Source organism: Gordonia sp. PP30 (assembly GCF_023100845.1).
Lineage (GTDB): Bacteria > Actinomycetota > Actinomycetes > Mycobacteriales > Mycobacteriaceae > Gordonia.
Window position 1 is genome coordinate 543,722 of the sequence record NZ_CP095864.1, and the last position, 17,643, is coordinate 561,364.

Below are 17,643 nucleotides of genomic sequence, written 5' to 3' on the forward strand. Positions count from 1 at the left end.
CCACCTTGTCACCGCGGCTGAGCCGGGACTACGGATCCATTCTGCTCGGGCCGGCCGATGAGGGCGGCCGCAAGCAGCGGGTCCGTATCCAGGTCCTGCTGACCTCGGCGATCGTCTTCGCCAACCTGGTCGGGATCGTGGTCGCTGTGGCACTCGGCGCGGTCGGTATCCCGGAACCGTCGTTCCTGCGCCGGGACCTGATGCTGATCAACTTCATCGCCATTCCCGTGTACGCGGGGGTGGCGCTGATCGTCGGCATCACGGTCGGCACCGCGACGATGGTGCGCGGCCTGCGCTGGTCGATCCTGGAACAGATCCCCACCCCGGCCGATGTGAAGCGGACGCTGCGGGCGCGGCGGATGCTGGTGCTGCTGCAGTTCATCCTGTGGGTGGGCGCGGCCGTGCTGCTCGGTGTCCTCTACGGCCTGGTCGACACCGGACTGATCACCAAGGTCGTGCTCATCGTGGTGATGAGCGCCCTGGTGGTGGTCGCCATCTCCAACCTGCTGGCCGACATCATGCTGCGGCCGGTGTCGGCGAAGATCCTGCAGGCCGGGCTCGGCTGGCGCGGCTCGTCGGTGCGGTCTCGGGCGGTGTCGTCGTGGCTGGTGGGCACCGGCGTCCCGGTGCTCGGCATCTTCCTGGTGGTGCTGTTCGGGACCTTCTCGCCGGACACCTCGAAGATGAACATGTTCGTGTCGGTGACCGTGCTCGTCGCCGTCGCGATGGGGGTCGGTCTGCTGTCCCTGATCCTGTACGCGTGGAGCGTCACCGGACCGATTCAGAGCGTGCGCCGCGGTATGGCGCGAGTGCGCGAGGGCGACGTCTCCCCGGGCACCGACCTGGTGGTGTACGACGCCTCCGAACTCGGTGAACTCCAGCTCGGCTTCAACAACATGGTCGCCGGACTCCGCGAACAAGAACGGATGCGCGACCTGTTCAGCAGGCACGTCGGACGTGACGTCGCCGATGCGGCCATGCTCGGCGACCCCGAGCTGGGCGGCGCCGAGCGCACGGTCGCGGTGGTCTTCGTCGACGTGATCGGCTCGACGGAACTGGCCACCAAACGGTCGCCCACCGAGGTGGTCGACCTGTTGAACCAGTTCTTCGCGGTGATCGTCGAAGCGACCGAACGCGCCGACGGGCTGGTCAACAAGTTCGAGGGCGACGCGGTGCTCTCCATCTTCGGTGCGCCGCAGGCGATCGCCGACCCGGCCGGCAGCGCGCTGCGGGCCGCCCGCGAGATCGCCGAGCGGCTGCGCGTGGAGGTACCGGACCTGCGGGCCGGGATCGGTGTCAGCTTCGGCCCGGTGGTCGCCGGCAACGTCGGGGCCATCCAGCGCTTCGAGTACACGGTGATCGGCGATCCGGTGAACGAGAGCGCCCGCATCTCCGAGCTGGCCAAGCGGGATCCGCGGGTGCCGTGGGCCAGCCGCCGCGTCGTCGAGGCCGCCGAACGGGGCGAGCGGACACGTTGGAAGATGACCGACGCCGTCGTGCTGCGGGGCCGCAGCGAGCCGACGGATCTGTTCGTTCCGCGGCTGATCCCGAACATCGCTTCCGGCGGAGAGGCCGGAGAGTCACCGTAGACTGCGGGCATGACGTCGAACCCCACTCCTGACGCCCCCGACGAGCCCGCCGCCGCACCGGGCGGCCCCGTGCGGGCCTTCGGTACCCCGCTGTCGCCGAACGCGGTGAAGGTGATGCTGCTCGGTTCCGGTGAACTGGGCAAGGAAGTCGTGATCGCGCTGCAACGCCTCGGCGTCGAGGTGATCGCGGTGGACCGGTACGCCGACGCCCCCGCCCATCAGGTGGCGCACGCCGCCGAGGTGATCGACATGACCGATCCGGCCGCGGTGCGGGCGGTGATCGAGAAGCACCGCCCGCAGTACGTGCTTCCGGAGATCGAGGCGATCGCGACCGCCGCCCTGGTCGACGTGGAGAACGAGGGTCTGGCCGAGGTGATTCCGAGCGCGAAGGGGGTCACGCTGACCCTGGACCGCGAGGGGATCCGCCGCCTGGCCGACGAGGAGCTGGGTCTGCCGACGTCGTCGTACCTGTTCGCCGAGTCGGAGGAGGAGCTGCGGAACGCGGCCTTCCGGGTGGGCTATCCGTGCGTGGTGAAACCGGTGATGTCGTCCTCGGGCAAGGGGCAGTCGGTGATGCGTGGCGAGGCCGATGTCGCGGCGTCGTGGGAGACCGCGATGACCGGCGGCCGGGTCAGCTCAACGCGGGTGATCGTCGAACGGTTCATCGACTTCGACTACGAGATCACGCTGCTGACGGTGCGCGCGATCGACCCGGCCACCGGCGAGCTGGCCACGTACTTCTGCGAGCCGATCGGGCACCGTCAGTCCGGCGGCGACTACGTGGAGAGCTGGCAGCCGCAGCCGATGAGCGAGATCGCCTCCGGGGCGGCGCGGTCGATCGCCGCGCGGGTCGTGACCGCGATGGCCGCCGCCGACATCCGGTTCAGCGGGCGCGGCGTGTTCGGCGTCGAATTGTTCGTCAAGGGCGACGAGGTGTTCTTCTCCGAGGTCAGCCCGCGCCCGCACGACACCGGGCTCGTCACCCTCTCGACCCAGCGACTCAGCGAGTTCGAGTTGCACGCCCGCGCCGTGCTCGGCCTGCCGGTGACCACCGAGATGCGCTCACCCGGCGCCTCCGCGGTGATCTACGGCGGGCTCGACGAACCCGCGATCCGCTTCGCCGGGGTGGCCGAGGCGCTCGCCGATCCGGCGGTCGACCTGCGGTTGTTCGGCAAACCGGAGAGCTTCGCCAAACGCCGGATGGGCGTCGCCGTCGCGACCGCGCCGACCACCGACGAGGCGCGCCGCCGCGCCACCCGCGCCGCCGGGATTGTAGTGCCGCTCGGCGCGGACGATCCGATCCCGGAGCCGGTCATGCCGGGTGCCTCCGCGCCGGCCGAGGGTGTCTCCGGGCCGGGTGCGGGGGCTTCCGCGCCGGTCGTGGGTGCTTCCACGATGGTCGAAGGTGCCGCCGATCAGCATCTCCCTCGAGACCACACCCCGGACGGACCGGGCCGCCCCGCATCGGGTGCGCCGCAAGCCGCCCCGGACGGTGCCGCCGCCGAGACCGATCAGTACCGCGCGCAACCGCCCGCGGGCGGCCCGCCGCCGGCGGGGCCGCCGCCCCGTCGCGCGCCGGGTGTCGTGCCCGGGCCGCCCCCGCAGCCCGGTCCGGGCGGGGGTCCCGCAGGCGCACCCCGCCCGCCGATGCCGCCGCCGCGGGCGTCTCGTCCGCCGCAGGTGCCACCGCCCGGCATGCCCCCGCGCGGCCCCGCCGGACCGCGCGGTCCGCGTCCGCCGGGACCCCCGCCTCCGCCTCCGCCGTCGCGCTGAACGGAGCAGGCGCGCGCCCGGCGTGGCGTCGCCGATGTGAGAAAACTGAACAGATTCGTAACGTTTCCTGTTGGTCCGGCGACAAACGGTGAAGAGGGTGGTCACTCTGGTGGACGCCCGGTATGCCCGATAGCTGGGTGTCGTCGCGCGGTTTCCGCGCGGCGGACACGACTGCCCGCAGCCCATCAGGAGGGGACAATGAAGAAGAACATCACACGGTCGGTGCTGGTCACGGTGGCCGCCGCTGCCGTCGGCGCCGGTTCGCTACTGGCCGCAGGCCAGGCCCACGCCGCCGGAGACCTCGGCGTGAACGCCACCGTGAAGTGTCAGGAACTGAACGGCAAGACCTATACCCAGCGTCTGGTCGCCGTGACCAACCACGGTCCGGATACGGCAACCGGAGTTCGCGTCGGCTCGGTCGCCGGCCCGGAGGCGACGGTCCCCAAGCTCGACGCCGGTAAGCCGGAAGGCGCGGGCGGCCTGGTGTTCGCGTCCACGGAGGCGGTCACCTCGGCCGGCACCCTGAAGAAGGGCCAGACCGTGATCGCCGCGCAGACCACCGAGGGCTGCGGTTCACCGTACGCGATCCTCGGCTACGCGATCGGCGACGATATCCAGGAAGTGTTCAGCGGGTCGAACATGAACATCGACTTCGACTGGGGCATGGCACCCGGCATGCTCGCCGCGCAGGCCGGCCGGTAGCGACGATTCCGGGGCCGTCGGCTCCGCAACGGTAGAACAACGACGAAAGGTTTGATCATGAAGAAGACCCTGAAACGAGCCGCTGTGGCGGTCACCGCGGCGGGCGCCATCGGTGCCGGCTCGCTCTTCGCGACCGCGCCCGCGCAGGCCGCTACCCCGGGCAACCTCACCATGCTCGGCGGTGTCGACTGCACCTTCCAGGCATGGGGACCGAACTGGAAGCCCAACCCGCTCTGGCAGATGAAGCGCTGGATGGGTGTGAAGAACACCGGCGGCTCGACGATGAACAACGTCACCATCACCGAGATCGGTGGCGCGACCAAGACCGTGCCCGCCAAGAAGAAGGGCCAGAAGGATTCCTTCGGCAAGGTGATCGCGAAGGACACCCGGGCGGGTCAGCTCCTCCCCGGTCAGACCTACATCTCGGTGAACACCAAGTGGGCGGGCTGCTGGCCGTCGTCCATCTCCGGCTACACCATCGGTGCGGAGAACGAGGCGTTCCAGATCCAGGACAACTTCGGTTTCTGGATGAATGTCCGCCAGCAGCAGGCGCCGCCGAACGCTCCGGCTCCGACGACCCCGGCCAACTGATCTCGCCCGCGAGTCAGTTGAGCTGAACACACGGCAGGGGCGGCGACCGGGGGGTCGTCGCCCCTGACTCATCTCTACCCCGCCGCCCCGCTATCCCGCCGCCCCGCTATCCGCGACAGCCGGCGACATGTGCGCGGCAGTCGGCCACGGAAGCGGCGCTCGCGGGCGTCGCGTTCGTGGGGACTGTCGCGGATGCGCGCTGCCGCCCCGGGACGGGGAGCGCGGGGGTGGGGCGGGCAGGGCGGGGGCAGAGTGCGGTCGGGACAGGATGCGGAAGGACCCCGCCGCGGGTGCGGCGGGGTCCTTCGGCGTCGTCGACTAGATCTTGTCGGGCTCGGAGGCGGCGAGCATCTCGTGACGCTCCACCACCTTCTTGCGCTCGCGGCCCTCGGCGGCACCGAGGCCGCGCTCGTACTCGTCCAGGCGGTACCAGCCGTCCCAGGTGGTGTACGGGATCTTGCGCGATTCGAGGAGCGCGATCACGCCCTCTTCGCTGGCGTCCTCCGGCGCGTTGAGCGCGCCCGCCACCATGTCCTCGACCAGGCACTCGACGGTCTCGTTGGCGTCGCCCTTGGTGTGGCCGATCAGGCCGACCGGACCGCGCTTGATCCAGCCGGTGGTGTACAGGCCGGTGAGGTGCCGGCCGTCGTCGAACACGCGGCCCGCCTCGTTCGGGATCACGCCGGCCTGGCTGTCGAACGGGATCTCCGGCAGGTTGTCCGAGAGGTAGCCGACGGCGCGGTACACGGCGCCGAGGTCCCAGTCGGTGGTGCGGCCGGTGCCCTTGACGTTGCCGGTGCCGTCGAGTTCGGTGCGCTCGGTGCGCAGGCCCACGACCTTCCCGTCCTCGCCGAGGATCTCCACCGGGCTCTCGAAGAAGTGCAGGAAGAGCTTGTGGATCGCGCCGGTCTTGGGCTCGTGGATCGCGTAGTTCTCGATGATCGTCGCGACCTGGTCGGTGATCTTGGAGGTGCGGCGGGCGACGGCGGAACCCTCGTCGTATTCGATGTCCTCGGGGTTCACCACCACCTCGATGTTCGGCGAGTGGTCGAGTTCCTTGAGCTCCAGGGGGGTGAACTTGGCCTGCGCCGGGCCGCGTCGTCCGAAGACGTGCACCTCGACGGCCTTGTTCGCCTTGAGGCCCTGGTAGACGTTGTCCGGGATCTCGGTCGGCAGCAGCTCGTCGCCGGTCTTGGCGAGCACGCGGGCCACGTCGAGCGCGACGTTGCCGACGCCGATCACGGCGACCTTCTCGGCCTCCAGCGGCCACTCGCGCGGGAAGTCCGGGTGGCCGTCGTACCAGGCGACGAACTCGGCGGCGCCGTAGCTGCCGTCCAGGTCGACGCCGGGGATCTCCAGGACGCGGTCGTCGGTGGCGCCGGTGGAGAAGACCACGGCGTCGTAGTGCTTCTTCAGATCCGCGAGGGTGATGTCGGTGCCGTAGTCGATGTTGCCGAGTAGGCGGACCTGCGGCTTGTCGAGCACCTTGTGCAGGGCGGTGATGATGCCCTTGATCCGCGGATGATCGGGGGCGACGCCGTAGCGGATCAGGCCGAACGGGGCCGGCATGCGCTCGTACAGGTCGATACTGACCCCGCGCTCCGCGGCGGTCTCCGACTTCATCAGGGCGTCGGCGCAGTAGATTCCGGCGGGACCGGCACCGACGATCGCTACGCGCAGCGGGCGGCTGTTCTCACTCATTTCGCAGTCGCTTCCTCAGCTGGACAAATCTGTTCTCCTGCCACGGTATGCGCTGGTGAGCCGCCGCCAAAATTCGAACAGTGAGGCTCCCCTCACCCGGCCGCTTCTGCCCGAAACCCTTGACGTAGCCGCGCCGATCTGCCACGACGCCCACACGGCCGCGGCCGACCAGGGCTTCCGCCCGGCCGATAGAATCGCCGACTATGAGTGACCAGCGTCCGTCGGACGACTATCCGGAGGCCCTCGCCGAGGAGTTCGGCAGTGACGACCCCGACCGCAGCGCCTGGCCGATCCTGGCCGCGGCGATCTTCGTCCTGATCCTGGTGGGCGTGGTGGCGGGCGTCTGGGCGTGCAGCCCGCCCGACCGGCGCCTGAACGACTCGACCCAGGTGCAGCACGTGGTCAACGACGCGTACACCGCCCGCAACTCGCTGAACTATCAGCAGTTCCGCGACTCCTACTGCGCGGCCAAGGTGAACTCGCCGGAGTTCCCGACCGAGCAGCAGTTCGCGGACGAGAACCGCAAGGCCCGCGACGCGCAGGGCCAGTTGCAGATCCCGACCATGGACGTCGCGGTGACCGGTGACACCGCGAAGGTGACCGTGCACTGGAACCGCGAGGACACCCCGAACGACAAGCAGACGACACCGCTGACCGTCGTCCGCGAGAACAACGCCTGGAAGGTGTGCACGCTGTGAGTTACGCCGGTGACATGACCCCGCAGGAGGCCTGGGCCGCCCTGGAACAGCACCCCGAGGCGGTCCTGGTGGACTGCCGCACCGCCGCCGAATGGGCCTTCGTGGGCGTGCCCGACGTCTCCGCGCTCGGCAAGCAGGCCGTCCTCATCGAGTGGGTGAGTTTCCCGTCGATGGCGCCGAATCCGCGGTTCGTCGAGGCACTGCGGGAGGCCGGCGTCGACGACGACGCCGAGGTGCTCTTCCTGTGCCGGTCCGGGCATCGCTCGATCGGCGCCGCGGAGGCCGCCACGGCGGCCGGGATCGAGAAGGCGTACAACATTCTTGACGGATTCGAGGGCGGGCTCGACGCGCAGGGCCACCGCGGGGCGGCCGGCTGGCGCGCCGAGGGCCTGCCCTGGAGGCAACAGTAGAAGGAGTGCATCGATGAGCCGTGACCTGCCCGAATGGGTGTCGCCGGAGACCATCGCGGTTCGCGGCGGCCTGATGAGGTCCGGATTCTTCGAGACCTCCGAGGCGCTGTATCTCAACAGCGGCTACGTCTTCGACTCGGCCGAAGCGGCCGAGCGGGCGTTCACCGGCGAGGACAAACGCTTCGTCTACACCCGCTACGGCAATCCGACGGTCGAGATGTTCACCGAGCGGCTGCGGCAGATCGAGGGCACCGAGGCGGCGTTCGCGACCGCGAGCGGCATGGCCGCGGTCTTCGTCGCTCTCGGCGCGCTGCTGAAGAAGGGCGACCGGCTGGTCGCCGCCCGCAGCCTGTTCGGGTCGTGCTTCGTGATCTGCAACGAGATCCTGCCGTCGTGGGGCGTCGACGTCGTCTTCGTCGACGGTGAGGACCTGGCGCAGTGGGAGGAGGCGCTGTCGACGCCGGCCACCGCGGTGTTCTTCGAGACGCCGTCCAACCCGATGCAGACGCTGGTCGACGTGCGGAAGGTCGCCGAACTGGCGCACGCCGCCGGCGCCCAGGTGGTGCTCGACAACGTGTTCGCCACGCCGCTGCTGCAGCGCGGCCTCGACCTCGGGGCCGACGTGATCGTGTACTCGGGCACCAAGCACATCGACGGGCAGGGCCGCGTGATGGGCGGAGCGATCATGGGCACGCAGGAATACATCTCCGGCCCGGTCCGCGAGCTGATGCGGCACACCGGTCCCGCGCTCAGCCCGTTCAACGCGTGGGTGATGCTCAAGGGCCTGGAGACGATGAAGCTGCGCCTGGACCAGTCGGTGGCGAGCGCGCTGAAGATCGCCGAGTTCCTCGACGCCGATCCGCGGGTGGCACGGACGATCTATCCGTTCCTGCCGTCGCACCCGCAGTACGAGCTGGCGCGGGCGCAGATGGCCGGCGGTGGCACCGTGATCACCTTCGAGCTGGCCGCCGACGGCCGCTCCCCGAGCTCGGCCGGCCGCTCCCCGAACTCCGTCGAGGGTAAGACCGGCAAGGAGCGGGCCTTCGAGGTGCTCAACGGACTCCGGATCATCGACATCTCCAACAATCTCGGTGACGCGAAGAGCCTGATCACGCACCCCGCGACCACCACCCACCGCGCGATGGGACCGGACGGCCGGGCCGCGATCGGCCTCACCGACGGCATGGTCCGCCTCTCCGTCGGCCTGGAGAACGCCGACGACCTGATCCGCGATCTGGACCAGGCCCTGGGCAGATCGTCGCGGAAGCGGGAATAGTGACCGCATCCGCGACGGTCTGCGGACCGGTGGAACCGGATCGGGCCCCTTGCGTCTAAATGGACATGGGGGATACGGGGCGACTCGCACTGGAACTGGCCGATCATGATGGCGTCATTACCGTCGAGCGCGCACTGGCGTGCGGGCTGACGCGCGAGCAGATCAGGTATCGCGTCCGCTCGGGAAGCTGGAAGTCGCTCGCCCGGGGCGTCTTCCGGTCGTGCTCGCACGCCTATACCGAGGCGGCGATGGTGCGTGCCGCGGTCGCGGCCCTGCGCGGCGTCGCTGACCGGACGACCGCCGCCTGGTGGCGCGGGCTGGAAACGGAGCTCGCCGCCCCGCTGACGATCGCGGTCGGGTACGCCTCCCGGCCGGACCGCTGGTCCGGCGGTGCGGTCGAGGCGATTCGCCGGACCTATCACGAAACGGACGTCGAGACGGTCCGCGGGCTGAGGGTGACGAGCCTGCCGATGACCGTGCTGTCCGCCGCCTCGGTCGTGAAGGACGGTGCCCGGCTGATCGACCGAGCGCTGCAACAGCATCCGGTCACGGTCGCGGAGCTGGCCTCCGCGATGGAACGCGGGCGCCGGGATCCGCGGCATGGCCGAAGCTCGGCGGCTGGTCGAGGTGGCCGGAGGCGATACCGAGTCAGCGGCGGAGCGCCTGTTCGTCGACCTGCTGCGCGCGGAGGAGATCACCGGCTGGCAACCGCAGTACCGGGTCGGGAAATGGCCTGTCGACTTCGCCTGGCCGACGGAGAGAATCGCCGTCGAGATCGACGGCTGGGCCTACCACCAGCAGCAGCGGCACTTCGAGCGCGACCACCGGAAGCGAAACGACGTGGTTCAGGCGGGCTGGATCGTGCTGAGTTACACCTGGCACCAGTTGAATTACGAGGTCGCCGAGTCGATGAGGCTCCTCGCGGAGAGCCTGGCCGCACGACGGGCCGAGCTGCACTGAGATCGAGGTGGATGGTGGGGTGGTTCCCCGTTCGGTGCCGCGGAAACGCGGCTGTGGAGACTGCTCGCTGCTCGGGGCGGTTCGTTCGATCAGCGGGGATCGATGCCGAGGGCGCGGAAGGCGGTACGGAACTTCGCGTCGGTCTCGGCGACCTCGGCGGCCGGGTCGGATCCGGCGACGATGCCGCCGCCCGCCCAGGTGCGGGCCACCCGGTGGCCGGGGTCGATCTGCACGCAGCGGATCGAGACGAGCCACTCGCCGTCACCGCGGGCGTCGCACCAGCCGACGGCGCCACCGTAGAACTCGCGCGGGCCCTCGATCTCGGCGATCGCGGCGGCGGCCGCCGCGCGCGGGGTGCCGCAGACGGCGGGGGTGGGGGAGAGCAGGGCGGCGAGGTCGAGTGCGGTCGCGGTGTCGCGGCGCGGCGGATCGTCACGCAGAATCCCGCGGATCGGCGTCGCCAGATGCCACATCTCGGGAGTGCTGGACAGCACCGGGACGGCCGGGACGTCGAGGTCCTCGCACAGTGGAGCGAGTCGTGCGGCGATGTCGTCGACGACGAAGGCGTGCTCGCGCAGGTCCTTGTCCGACGCCGCCAGCGAGGCGGCGGCCGCGGCGTCGAGATCCGGGTCGTGTTGCCGGGCGGCCGACCCGGCGAGCGGGTGGCAGGTGACGACGCGGCCGGACCGGCGGACCAGCAGCTCGGGGCTGGCGCCGATCAGCCAGCCGCCGCCGGCGGTCTGCGCGGCGAAGACCGCGGACTGCCCGGCGCCGTCGGCGAACGCCGCGGTGAGGGCGTCCGGATCGACCGGTGCGGCGAACCGCAGGGTGGCCTCTCTGGCCAGCACGATCTTCTCCGCACCGCCGGCCCCGATGATCCGCAGCGCCGCCTCGACCCGCTCGCGGTGCACCCCGGGCGGGGTGAGCGACGAGTCCGCGGGAACGACGGCGGCCGGGGGCCGGGGGGCCAGCGGCTCCGGCCGGAACGACCACCGCTCCGGGGCGAGCAGCGCGGCCGGGGCCGCGGTGTCGAACGCGAGGAGTCCCGCGATCACCGCGGCGTCCCCGCCCAGCGCCGAACGTGCCGCTGCCACCGAAGCGAACCGGGCGGCGACGCCGGTACCGCGGACGGTCCCGGACGGCCGCGACAGCACGAAGCTCGTCGTGCCGGTCACCGGGAGGCGGTGATCTGCTTCTTGTCGACCAGCTTCTTGGCGAGGTCGACGCCGGTGGTCGACTTCACCGCGGTGCCGTGCTCGACGTCGATGCCGACCAGTCCCAGGCAGTACGTCGAATCGACGCGCAGGATGGCCGGGAAGCTCGCGGTGGCGGCGTTGTCCTCGGTGTCGGTGCTGACCGGCTTGGTCCGCCAGGTGCCGGCCGCCAGGTCGCTCACGCTCGACGGGCACTCTTCGGTGTGGACGGCCACCGCGTGCACCGGCTTCGCGTTCGGGTCGGTCTCCAGCTCGCGGGTCGCCTGATCCAGCGAGTCGTTGTCGGTGCGGGTCTCGTCGGACGGCAGGATCGCCAGGATGAGGCTCGAATCATCGGTGATGGTCAGGGCCTTCCATCCGCCGGGGACGTCGACCTTCACCTTCACGCCGCGATCGAGCGTGAAGCTCTGCGTCTTGCCCGCGTCGCCGGACTTCCACGGCTGCCAGAGCAGGACGCCGATCAGTACCGCGATCACGACCACGGCGCCGATGATCCCGGCGATCAGGCCGGTGGACATGCCCGAACGTCCGGCCGGCTGTGGGGCGCCGTATCCGGGCGGCGGCACCGCGCTCGGCGGGAACTGCCCCGCGGGCGGGACCTGTCCCGGCGGCGGGAACTGGCCGGGCGGAACCTGACCCGGCTGGGGCGGCGGCGGGTACTGGCCCTGCGGATCCTGGCCGGACGGCGGCGGGAACTGTCCCGGTGGGGGCGGGTTCGTCATGGTCGTACGGTATCCGACCGGCCGGATCGGGCACGACGAGGCGGTTAAATCCGCCGTGAATCTAACCCTCGCGCCGTGGCCGGTGAACCGGCACAGTGATCGGCGGGTCACGAGTATCAGCGACAAGCCCGGGCTGGCTGATCGGCAACCCTCCGCTCGCGAGTGGGGTGCTCCCGGTGACGACCCGGCCGCCGGCCGACCGGTCGCGGCAAGCGCGGATTCGCTGAGGAGACACCGTCATGACCGCTGTCCTGGAAACCCCCGTGTGCACCGACGATGCACTGGCCGCCGCATTGGCCGTCGCCCCGCTGGCCGAGGTGGTCGGTGCCGAGGAGACCGTGCCCACGGTCTCCGGTGCGCAGGTGCGGTACGCCAACTTCGACTACGCCGCCAGCGCGCCCGCCCTGGCCTTCGTGGCCGCGGCGGTCACGAAGGCGCTCGGGCAGTACGCGAGCGTGCACCGCGGGGCGGGACATCTGTCGCAGGTCACCACCGCGCGCTACGAGCGGGCCCGGGAGACGGTCCGCCGGTTCGTCGGCGGCCGCGCCGACGACACCGTCGTGTTCACCCGCAACACCACCGACGCCATCAACCTGGCCGCCCACGCGCTCCCGGCGGACGGCGAGGTGGTGGTCCTCGACATCGAGCACCACGCCAACCTGCTGCCGTGGCAGCGGACCGGGCGCGCCCGCACGGTGGTCGCCCGGCCCACGCTCGACGCCACCCTGGACGCCCTCGAGGCCGAACTCGCGAGCGCGCCGGCCGCGCTGCTCGCGGTCACCGCGGCGTCGAACGTGACCGGCGAGGTGCTGCCGATCCGCCGGCTCACCGCGCTGGCGCACCGGCACGGTGCCCGCATCCTGATCGACGGCGCGCAGCTGGTGGCTCACCGGCCCGTCTCGCTGGCCAGTTCGGGCGTCGACTACCTGGTGTTCTCCGGTCACAAGGTGTACGCGCCGTTCGGTGCCGGAGTGCTGATCGGCCGGCCCGACTGGCTCGACGCCGCCGAGCCGTACCTGGCCGGTGGCGGTGCGACGGCGCACGTCGAGCTGACCGAGACCACCTGGCACACCGGAGCGGCGCGTCACGAGGCGGGCAGCCCGAACGTCCTCGGCGCCGTGGCCATCGCGGCCGCCGCGGAGGCGATCACCGGGCTCGGTTTCGAACTGATCGGCTACCACGAGCACGACCTGCTGTCCCGCCTCGACGCGGGGCTCGCCGCGCTGCCCGGCATCACGCCGCTGAGGATCTTCGAGGCCCCGGACGACGTTCCGAACGGAGCCGTCGCGGATCGGGTCGGCATCGCCGGATTCGCTGTCGCGGGCCGCGCGGCGCGTGAGGTGGCCGAGTACCTCAGCGACCACCACGGCATCGGTGTGCGCGATGGGAAGTTCTGCGCGCACCCGCTGCTGACCCGCCTCGGGCACGGCGACGGCGCGGTCCGGGTCAGCTTCGGGCTGGGCACCGGGTCCGACGACGTCGACCGGCTCGTCGCCGCGCTCGCGCAGCTGACCGGCGCGTAGGCCGTATTGCGAAAATCCCTTTGCGGGCCTCGTCGGCCCGATGAACGGCCGGCTGCGTCGTCGTCCGCCCATCGGACTCGCCGAATGCCTCGTAGAGGACTGTCGCAACACGGCCCAATCGGCGAACCTTCCGTTTCGGGCCGATTGCCGTAGTTGCACGGCACCCGGATCCGGGCGCACACTTGCGGTCTGCAATCAGTTGCAGGCCGCAAGTGTTTCGTGAGGAAGGGGTTTCGGTGTCCGTCTCCGACGACGAACTCGTCGACCGCCTCTTCGCGGCGCTCGCCAAATATCACCGGCTGCGTGATCGCGCGCTGACCAGAGCCAGTCAGGCGACCGGAGGCACCACCGAACCGGCCGCCTATCGCGCGCTCATCATGCTGAAGCACGGACCGCTGCGCTCGGGTGAGCTGGCACAGGCCCTCTCGTCCGACCCGTCGACCGTGAGCCGCCATGTGGCGCATCTCGTCGGCGAGGGTCTGGTCCGGCGTGAGGCCGACCCGATCGACGGGCGCGCGCACCGCCTGGTGCTGACCGAGGCGGGCTGGGCCACCCTCGGCCGGATGGTCGAGTACCGGCGCGCGATGGGGGCGTCGCTGGTCGGCGAGTGGGCACCCGGTGAACTCGAAAGATTCGTGACTCTGCTCGACCGATTCGTGAACGCGGTCGAAGCCGAGATCAGCCCAACCACCCCGACAGAAGGCGCCCCATGACCGACACCGCGGACGCGGAGTACTTCCCCTCGCAGGGGATGACCCACCGCCAGATCCTCGCCATCCTCGCCGGCCTGATGGCCGGCATGTTCCTCGCCGCGCTCGACCAGACGATCGTGTCGACGGCCATCCGGACCATCGCCGACGACCTGCACGGGTACGACCTGCAGGCCTGGGTCACCACCGCCTACCTGGTGACGTCGACCATCGTCACGCCGCTGTACGGCAAGATGTCCGACTTGTACGGCCGCAAACCGTTCTTCCTGGCGGCCATCACCATCTTCATCATCGGCTCGGCACTGTGCGCGTCGGCAACGTCGATGTACCAGCTGGCCGGCTACCGTGCGTTCCAGGGCATCGGCGCCGGCGGTCTGTTCACGCTGGCACTGACGACCATCGGCGACATCGTGCCGCCGCGTGAACGCGCCAAGTACCAGGGCTACTTCCTGGCCGTGTTCGGCACATCCAGTGTGCTCGGGCCGGTGCTCGGGGGTCTGTTCGCCGGGGCCGACTCGATCCTTGGAGTCTCCGGCTGGCGCTGGGTGTTCCTGGTCAACGTGCCGATCGGCATCATCGCGCTGGCACTGGTCTACAAGGTCCTCAACTACGACCAACACAAGGTGACCGGTCACCGCACCGACTACTGGGGTGCCGTCGCCGTCGCGGTGACCGTCGCGCCGCTGCTGATCGTCGCCGAACAGGGCCGCGACTGGGGCTGGCTGTCCGGCCGGTCATGGGCCTGCTACGTGATCGGCGCCGTGGGCCTGATCGCCTTCATCCTGATCGAACGGGCCATGGGCGAGGAGGCCATCATCCCGCTCCGGATCTTCAAGAACCGGGTGTTCACGCAGGGCATCCTGGTCTCGGTGGTGGTCGGTGCCGTGATGTTCGGCGGCATCTCGATGCTGCCTCAGTACTTCCAGGTGCTCCGCGGGTCGAGCCCGATGGTCGCCGGCCTGCAGATGCTGCCGATGGTGCTCGGCCTGATGATCGGCTCGATCGTGTCCGGCCAGCTGATCTCCCGGACCGGCCGCTACAAGGTCTACCCGATCATCGGCTCGGTGATCCTCACGGTCGCGGCGTTCGTGCTGCATTACATCGGCACCGACACCCCGATGTGGCTCGTGATGTTGGTCGCCGGGTTCCTCGGCTTCGGTCTCGGCAACCTGATGCAGCCGCTGATGCTGGCCATGCAGAACGTACTGCCGTTGCGTGACATGGGCATGGCGACCGGCACCGCGACCTTCTTCCGGCAGATCGGCGGCACCCTGGGCGTCGCCGTGTTCTTCTCCATGCTGTTCTCCACGATGGGGCCGAACATCGCCGACCATATGAAGTCCGCCTCGCACGATCCGCAGTTCCAGGTCGCGGTCGCACAGGCGGCACAGAGCCACGACCCGGAGGTCGCGGCGTTCGGCAAGAGTCTGATCGCCGCGTCGCAAGGGGGCGCAAGCCACGCCGCGGGCGCGTCGAGCGTCATGAAGGACACCGCCGTCCTCGAACGGATGCCCGCCGATCTGGCGCGGCCGATCAAGGACGGGTTCGCCGAGTCGATGGACCGGGTGTTCCTGGCCGTATCGATACTGTCGCTGCTCGCCATCGTCGGCACCGTGACCTGGGCGGAGTTGCCGCTGCGGACCGGCGGTGCCGAGCCGGACGGTGCCGAGCCGGGCGACGGCGAGGTGGTCGAAGGGCCCGATCCGGAGCCGGACACGGAACCTTCGAAGGCCTAGCTCAACGACGACGCCCCGCCTCCCGGAGACCTCGGGAAGCGGGGCGTCGTCGTATAGCCGCAGGCCGCCGGGTGTCAGGCGCCGTAGCGGGCGACCGCGGCCTGGGCGACCTTCTCGGCTTCGGCTTTGCCGACCCAGCCACCCGGGGTGACCTCCTTGCCCGGCTCCAGGTCCTTGTAGTGCTCGAAGAAGTGCGCGATGGCGTCGAGCTCGAACTTCGACACGTCGTCGATGTCCTGGATGTGGTCCCAGCGCGGGTCGCCGGCCGGCACCGCGAGCAGCTTGTCGTCGCCGCCGGCCTCGTCGGTCATGGTGTACATGCCGACGATGCGGGCCTTGACGATGACGCCCGGGAACACCGACTCGGGCAGCAGCACCATCGCGTCCTGCGGGTCGCCGTCCTCACCGAGGGTGTGGTCGATGTAGCCGTAGTCGGCCGGGTAGCCCATCGGGGTGTAGAGGTAACGATCCAGGTAGACCTTGCCGGTCTCGTGGTCGACCTCGTACTTGTTGCGGCCGCCCTTGGGGATCTCGATGGTGACCTCGAACTCCATGCGCCTGCTCCTCTCAGTCTTCGGGGAAATGCTGTCGATCGCGTCAACGATACTGTGGTGGGAACACTTACCAGAACTCCGGAGGGAACCACGTGGCGTCGACGACGAAGCCTGGGCGGCGCCGTGGGCGCACGGTAGCGATCACGGTGCTCGCCCTGGTCCTCGTCGCGATCCTGGCGACCGGTGGCTTCTTCGCCTACAGCTGGTACTACCTGCGGCCTGCGGCGGTCCCGGCGGGCACCCCGGCGCAGCCGGCCGCGGTGACCGTCGATCCGAGCATCCTGCCCGTCTCGGCGAACGCCCCCGAGCCGACCCCGCAGGGCGTGTCGGCGGCGCTGCGCGGCGGTCTGAAAGACCCGGCGCTCGGCAAGCTCACCGGGGTGGTGTCGGACCCGCTGACCGGTGCGATCCTGTGGTCGCAGCAGCCCGACCAGCCGCGGACCCCGGCCTCGAACGCCAAGATCCTGACCGCGGCCGCGGTCCTGGAGGAACTCGACCACGACGCGCGGCTGACCACCAAGGTGGTCGAGGGTGCCGACGGCCAGGTGATCCTGGTCGGCGGCGGCGACCCGACGCTCACCGCGCAGCCCGACGGCGGTTTCTACACCGACGGCCCCACGATCGGCGATCTGGTGGATCAGCTCAAGAAGTCGGGGGTCGCGATCACCTCGGTGGCCGTCGCCCCGAGCTCGGTGCAGGGCCCGGCGATGGAGCGCAGCTGGTCCACCGAGGACATCAAGGGCGGCGACATCGCGCCCATCGACTCGCTGATGCTCGACGGCGCGCGCACCGACACCGCAGACGAGTACTCCCCGCGGTCGGACACCCCCGCCCAGGACGCCGGCCGCGCGCTCGCCGACCAGCTGGGCCTGCACGGGCAGATCGAGGAGGTGACCCCGCCGTCGTCGGCGAAGGTGCTGGCCGAGGTCAAGTCCGCGCCGCTCTCGACGCGGGTGGGCGACATGATGCGGTTCTCCGACAACGTGCTCGCCGAGTCCCTGGGCATCGAGCTCTCGGCGCACATGGGCGGCCCGGTGTCGATCGCCGGCGGCGCCGACGCCGTCGTGAAGGTGCTGCGGGAGAAGGGCTTCGACGTCACCGGTGTGGTGCTGCACGATTCGTCGGGGCTGTCCACCGGCGACCGGGTGCCGGCCCGCTTGCTCGACCAGCTGGTCTCCGCGGCGGCCGGTGATTCGCATCCGAAACTCCGGCCCATGCTCGACACCTTCCCGGTGGCAGGCGGCAGCGGCACCCTCGCCGACCGCTTCCCCGCGGGGGAGAATCCGGGTGCGGGCTGGGTCCGCGCCAAGACCGGCACGCTCACCGGGGTCAGCTCGCTGACCGGAATCGTGCAGACGGTCGACGGCCGCGTGCTGGCCTTCGCGTTCATGTCCGGCGGCACCTCGCCGGCCGACGCCCGTCCCGCGCTCGACGGCCTCGCCGGTGCGCTGCGTCTCTGCGGCTGCCGCAGCTGAGGCGGGCAC

General features: G+C 70.4%; 16 protein-coding genes, 1 pseudogene and 1 riboswitch. Of the genes and pseudogenes, 13 read left to right on the forward strand and 4 right to left on the reverse strand.

Going from position 1 to position 17,643, the window contains the following annotated elements; genetic code table 11:
• Nucleotides 1-5 precede the first annotated feature (5 nt).
• The 4 genes from MYK68_RS02450 (at nt 6) to MYK68_RS02465 (ending at nt 4,655) form a co-directional block, all read left to right on the forward strand.
• A complete protein-coding gene (locus MYK68_RS02450; protein ID WP_247866150.1) occupies nt 6-1,589 on the forward strand; it encodes an adenylate/guanylate cyclase domain-containing protein in 1,584 nt (527 codons plus the stop codon).
• Nucleotides 1,590-1,598: 9 nt separating this feature from the next.
• Nucleotides 1,599-3,362, forward strand: coding sequence for a formate-dependent phosphoribosylglycinamide formyltransferase (gene purT / locus MYK68_RS02455; protein ID WP_283255264.1), 1,764 nt, complete (start codon nt 1,599-1,601; stop codon nt 3,360-3,362).
• A gap of 198 nt (nt 3,363-3,560) precedes the next feature.
• A complete protein-coding gene (locus MYK68_RS02460) occupies nt 3,561-4,064 on the forward strand; it encodes a hypothetical protein (protein ID WP_247866151.1) in 504 nt (167 codons plus the stop codon).
• Between the two features lie 57 nt (nt 4,065-4,121).
• Complete coding sequence (locus MYK68_RS02465) at nt 4,122-4,655, forward strand: hypothetical protein (protein ID WP_247866152.1); 534 nt, start codon at nt 4,122-4,124, stop codon at nt 4,653-4,655.
• A 318-nt stretch (nt 4,656-4,973) separates the two neighbouring features.
• Here the strand turns inward: MYK68_RS02465 and MYK68_RS02470 are convergent, their stop codons facing one another.
• A complete protein-coding gene (locus MYK68_RS02470; protein WP_247866153.1) occupies nt 4,974-6,356 on the reverse strand; it encodes an FAD-dependent oxidoreductase in 1,383 nt (460 codons plus the stop codon).
• Nucleotides 6,357-6,559: 203 nt separating this feature from the next.
• Here MYK68_RS02470 and MYK68_RS02475 point away from each other — a divergent pair, with 203 nt between their 5' ends.
• The 5 genes and pseudogenes from MYK68_RS02475 (at nt 6,560) to MYK68_RS02490 (ending at nt 9,700) form a co-directional block, all read left to right on the forward strand.
• The gene (locus MYK68_RS02475; protein ID WP_247866154.1) at nt 6,560-7,054 is read left to right on the forward strand and encodes an Rv0361 family membrane protein; all 495 of its coding nucleotides are present in this window, start codon (nt 6,560-6,562) and stop codon (nt 7,052-7,054) included.
• Nucleotides 7,051-7,464: a rhodanese-like domain-containing protein gene (locus tag MYK68_RS02480; protein WP_247866155.1), complete on the forward strand. Its 414-nt coding sequence runs from the start codon at nt 7,051-7,053 to the stop codon at nt 7,462-7,464. Before MYK68_RS02475 ends, MYK68_RS02480 begins: the two co-directional genes overlap by 4 nt.
• A gap of 13 nt (nt 7,465-7,477) precedes the next feature.
• Nucleotides 7,478-8,740, forward strand: a complete 1,263-nt coding sequence (locus MYK68_RS02485) for an O-succinylhomoserine sulfhydrylase (protein WP_247866156.1) — start codon at nt 7,478-7,480, stop codon at nt 8,738-8,740.
• 65 nt (nt 8,741-8,805) lie between these two features.
• Nucleotides 8,806-8,898: pseudogene (locus tag MYK68_RS20865) on the forward strand (hypothetical protein); the annotation flags it as partial.
• A 442-nt stretch (nt 8,899-9,340) separates the two neighbouring features.
• Nucleotides 9,341-9,700 (forward strand): endonuclease domain-containing protein, encoded by a 360-nt coding sequence (locus MYK68_RS02490; RefSeq protein ID WP_247866157.1) that lies wholly within the window; start codon nt 9,341-9,343, stop codon nt 9,698-9,700.
• An 89-nt stretch (nt 9,701-9,789) separates the two neighbouring features.
• Here MYK68_RS02490 and MYK68_RS02495 read toward each other — a convergent pair whose 3' ends face one another.
• Nucleotides 9,790-10,875 carry an isochorismate synthase gene (locus MYK68_RS02495; protein WP_247866158.1) on the reverse strand — a complete coding sequence of 362 codons (1,086 nt, stop codon included), beginning with the start codon at nt 10,873-10,875 and terminating at the stop codon, nt 9,790-9,792.
• Nucleotides 10,872-11,636 carry a hypothetical protein gene (locus tag MYK68_RS02500; protein ID WP_247866159.1) on the reverse strand — a complete coding sequence of 255 codons (765 nt, stop codon included), beginning with the start codon at nt 11,634-11,636 and terminating at the stop codon, nt 10,872-10,874. The genes MYK68_RS02495 and MYK68_RS02500 overlap by 4 nt, the downstream gene beginning before the upstream one ends.
• 105 nt (nt 11,637-11,741) lie before the next feature.
• A riboswitch (SAM riboswitch) is annotated at nt 11,742-11,857 on the forward strand.
• 18 nt (nt 11,858-11,875) lie between these two features.
• Between MYK68_RS02500 and MYK68_RS02505 the strand changes: the two genes are divergently transcribed.
• The 3 genes from MYK68_RS02505 to MYK68_RS02515 all read left to right on the forward strand — a co-directional run bounded on the left by MYK68_RS02505 (nt 11,876) and on the right by MYK68_RS02515 (nt 15,605).
• On the forward strand, nt 11,876-13,159 hold the full coding sequence (locus MYK68_RS02505) for an aminotransferase class V-fold PLP-dependent enzyme (RefSeq protein WP_247866160.1): 1,284 nt from the start codon (nt 11,876-11,878) through the stop codon (nt 13,157-13,159).
• 236 nt (nt 13,160-13,395) lie between these two features.
• Nucleotides 13,396-13,872 (forward strand): MarR family winged helix-turn-helix transcriptional regulator, encoded by a 477-nt coding sequence (locus tag MYK68_RS02510; RefSeq protein ID WP_247866161.1) that lies wholly within the window; start codon nt 13,396-13,398, stop codon nt 13,870-13,872.
• Entirely contained in the window at nt 13,869-15,605 is a 1,737-nt protein-coding gene (locus tag MYK68_RS02515) for an MDR family MFS transporter (protein ID WP_247866162.1), read from the forward strand. Before MYK68_RS02510 ends, MYK68_RS02515 begins: the two co-directional genes overlap by 4 nt.
• 74 nt (nt 15,606-15,679) lie before the next feature.
• On the opposite strand, the gene MYK68_RS02520 is transcribed toward MYK68_RS02515, so the two are convergent.
• On the reverse strand, nt 15,680-16,159 hold the full coding sequence (locus MYK68_RS02520; protein ID WP_247866163.1) for an inorganic diphosphatase: 480 nt from the start codon (nt 16,157-16,159) through the stop codon (nt 15,680-15,682).
• Nucleotides 16,160-16,251: 92 nt separating this feature from the next.
• Here MYK68_RS02520 and dacB point away from each other — a divergent pair, with 92 nt between their 5' ends.
• Nucleotides 16,252-17,634, forward strand: coding sequence for a D-alanyl-D-alanine carboxypeptidase/D-alanyl-D-alanine endopeptidase (gene dacB / locus MYK68_RS02525; protein ID WP_298443655.1), 1,383 nt, complete (start codon nt 16,252-16,254; stop codon nt 17,632-17,634).
• Nucleotides 17,635-17,643 lie beyond the last annotated feature (9 nt).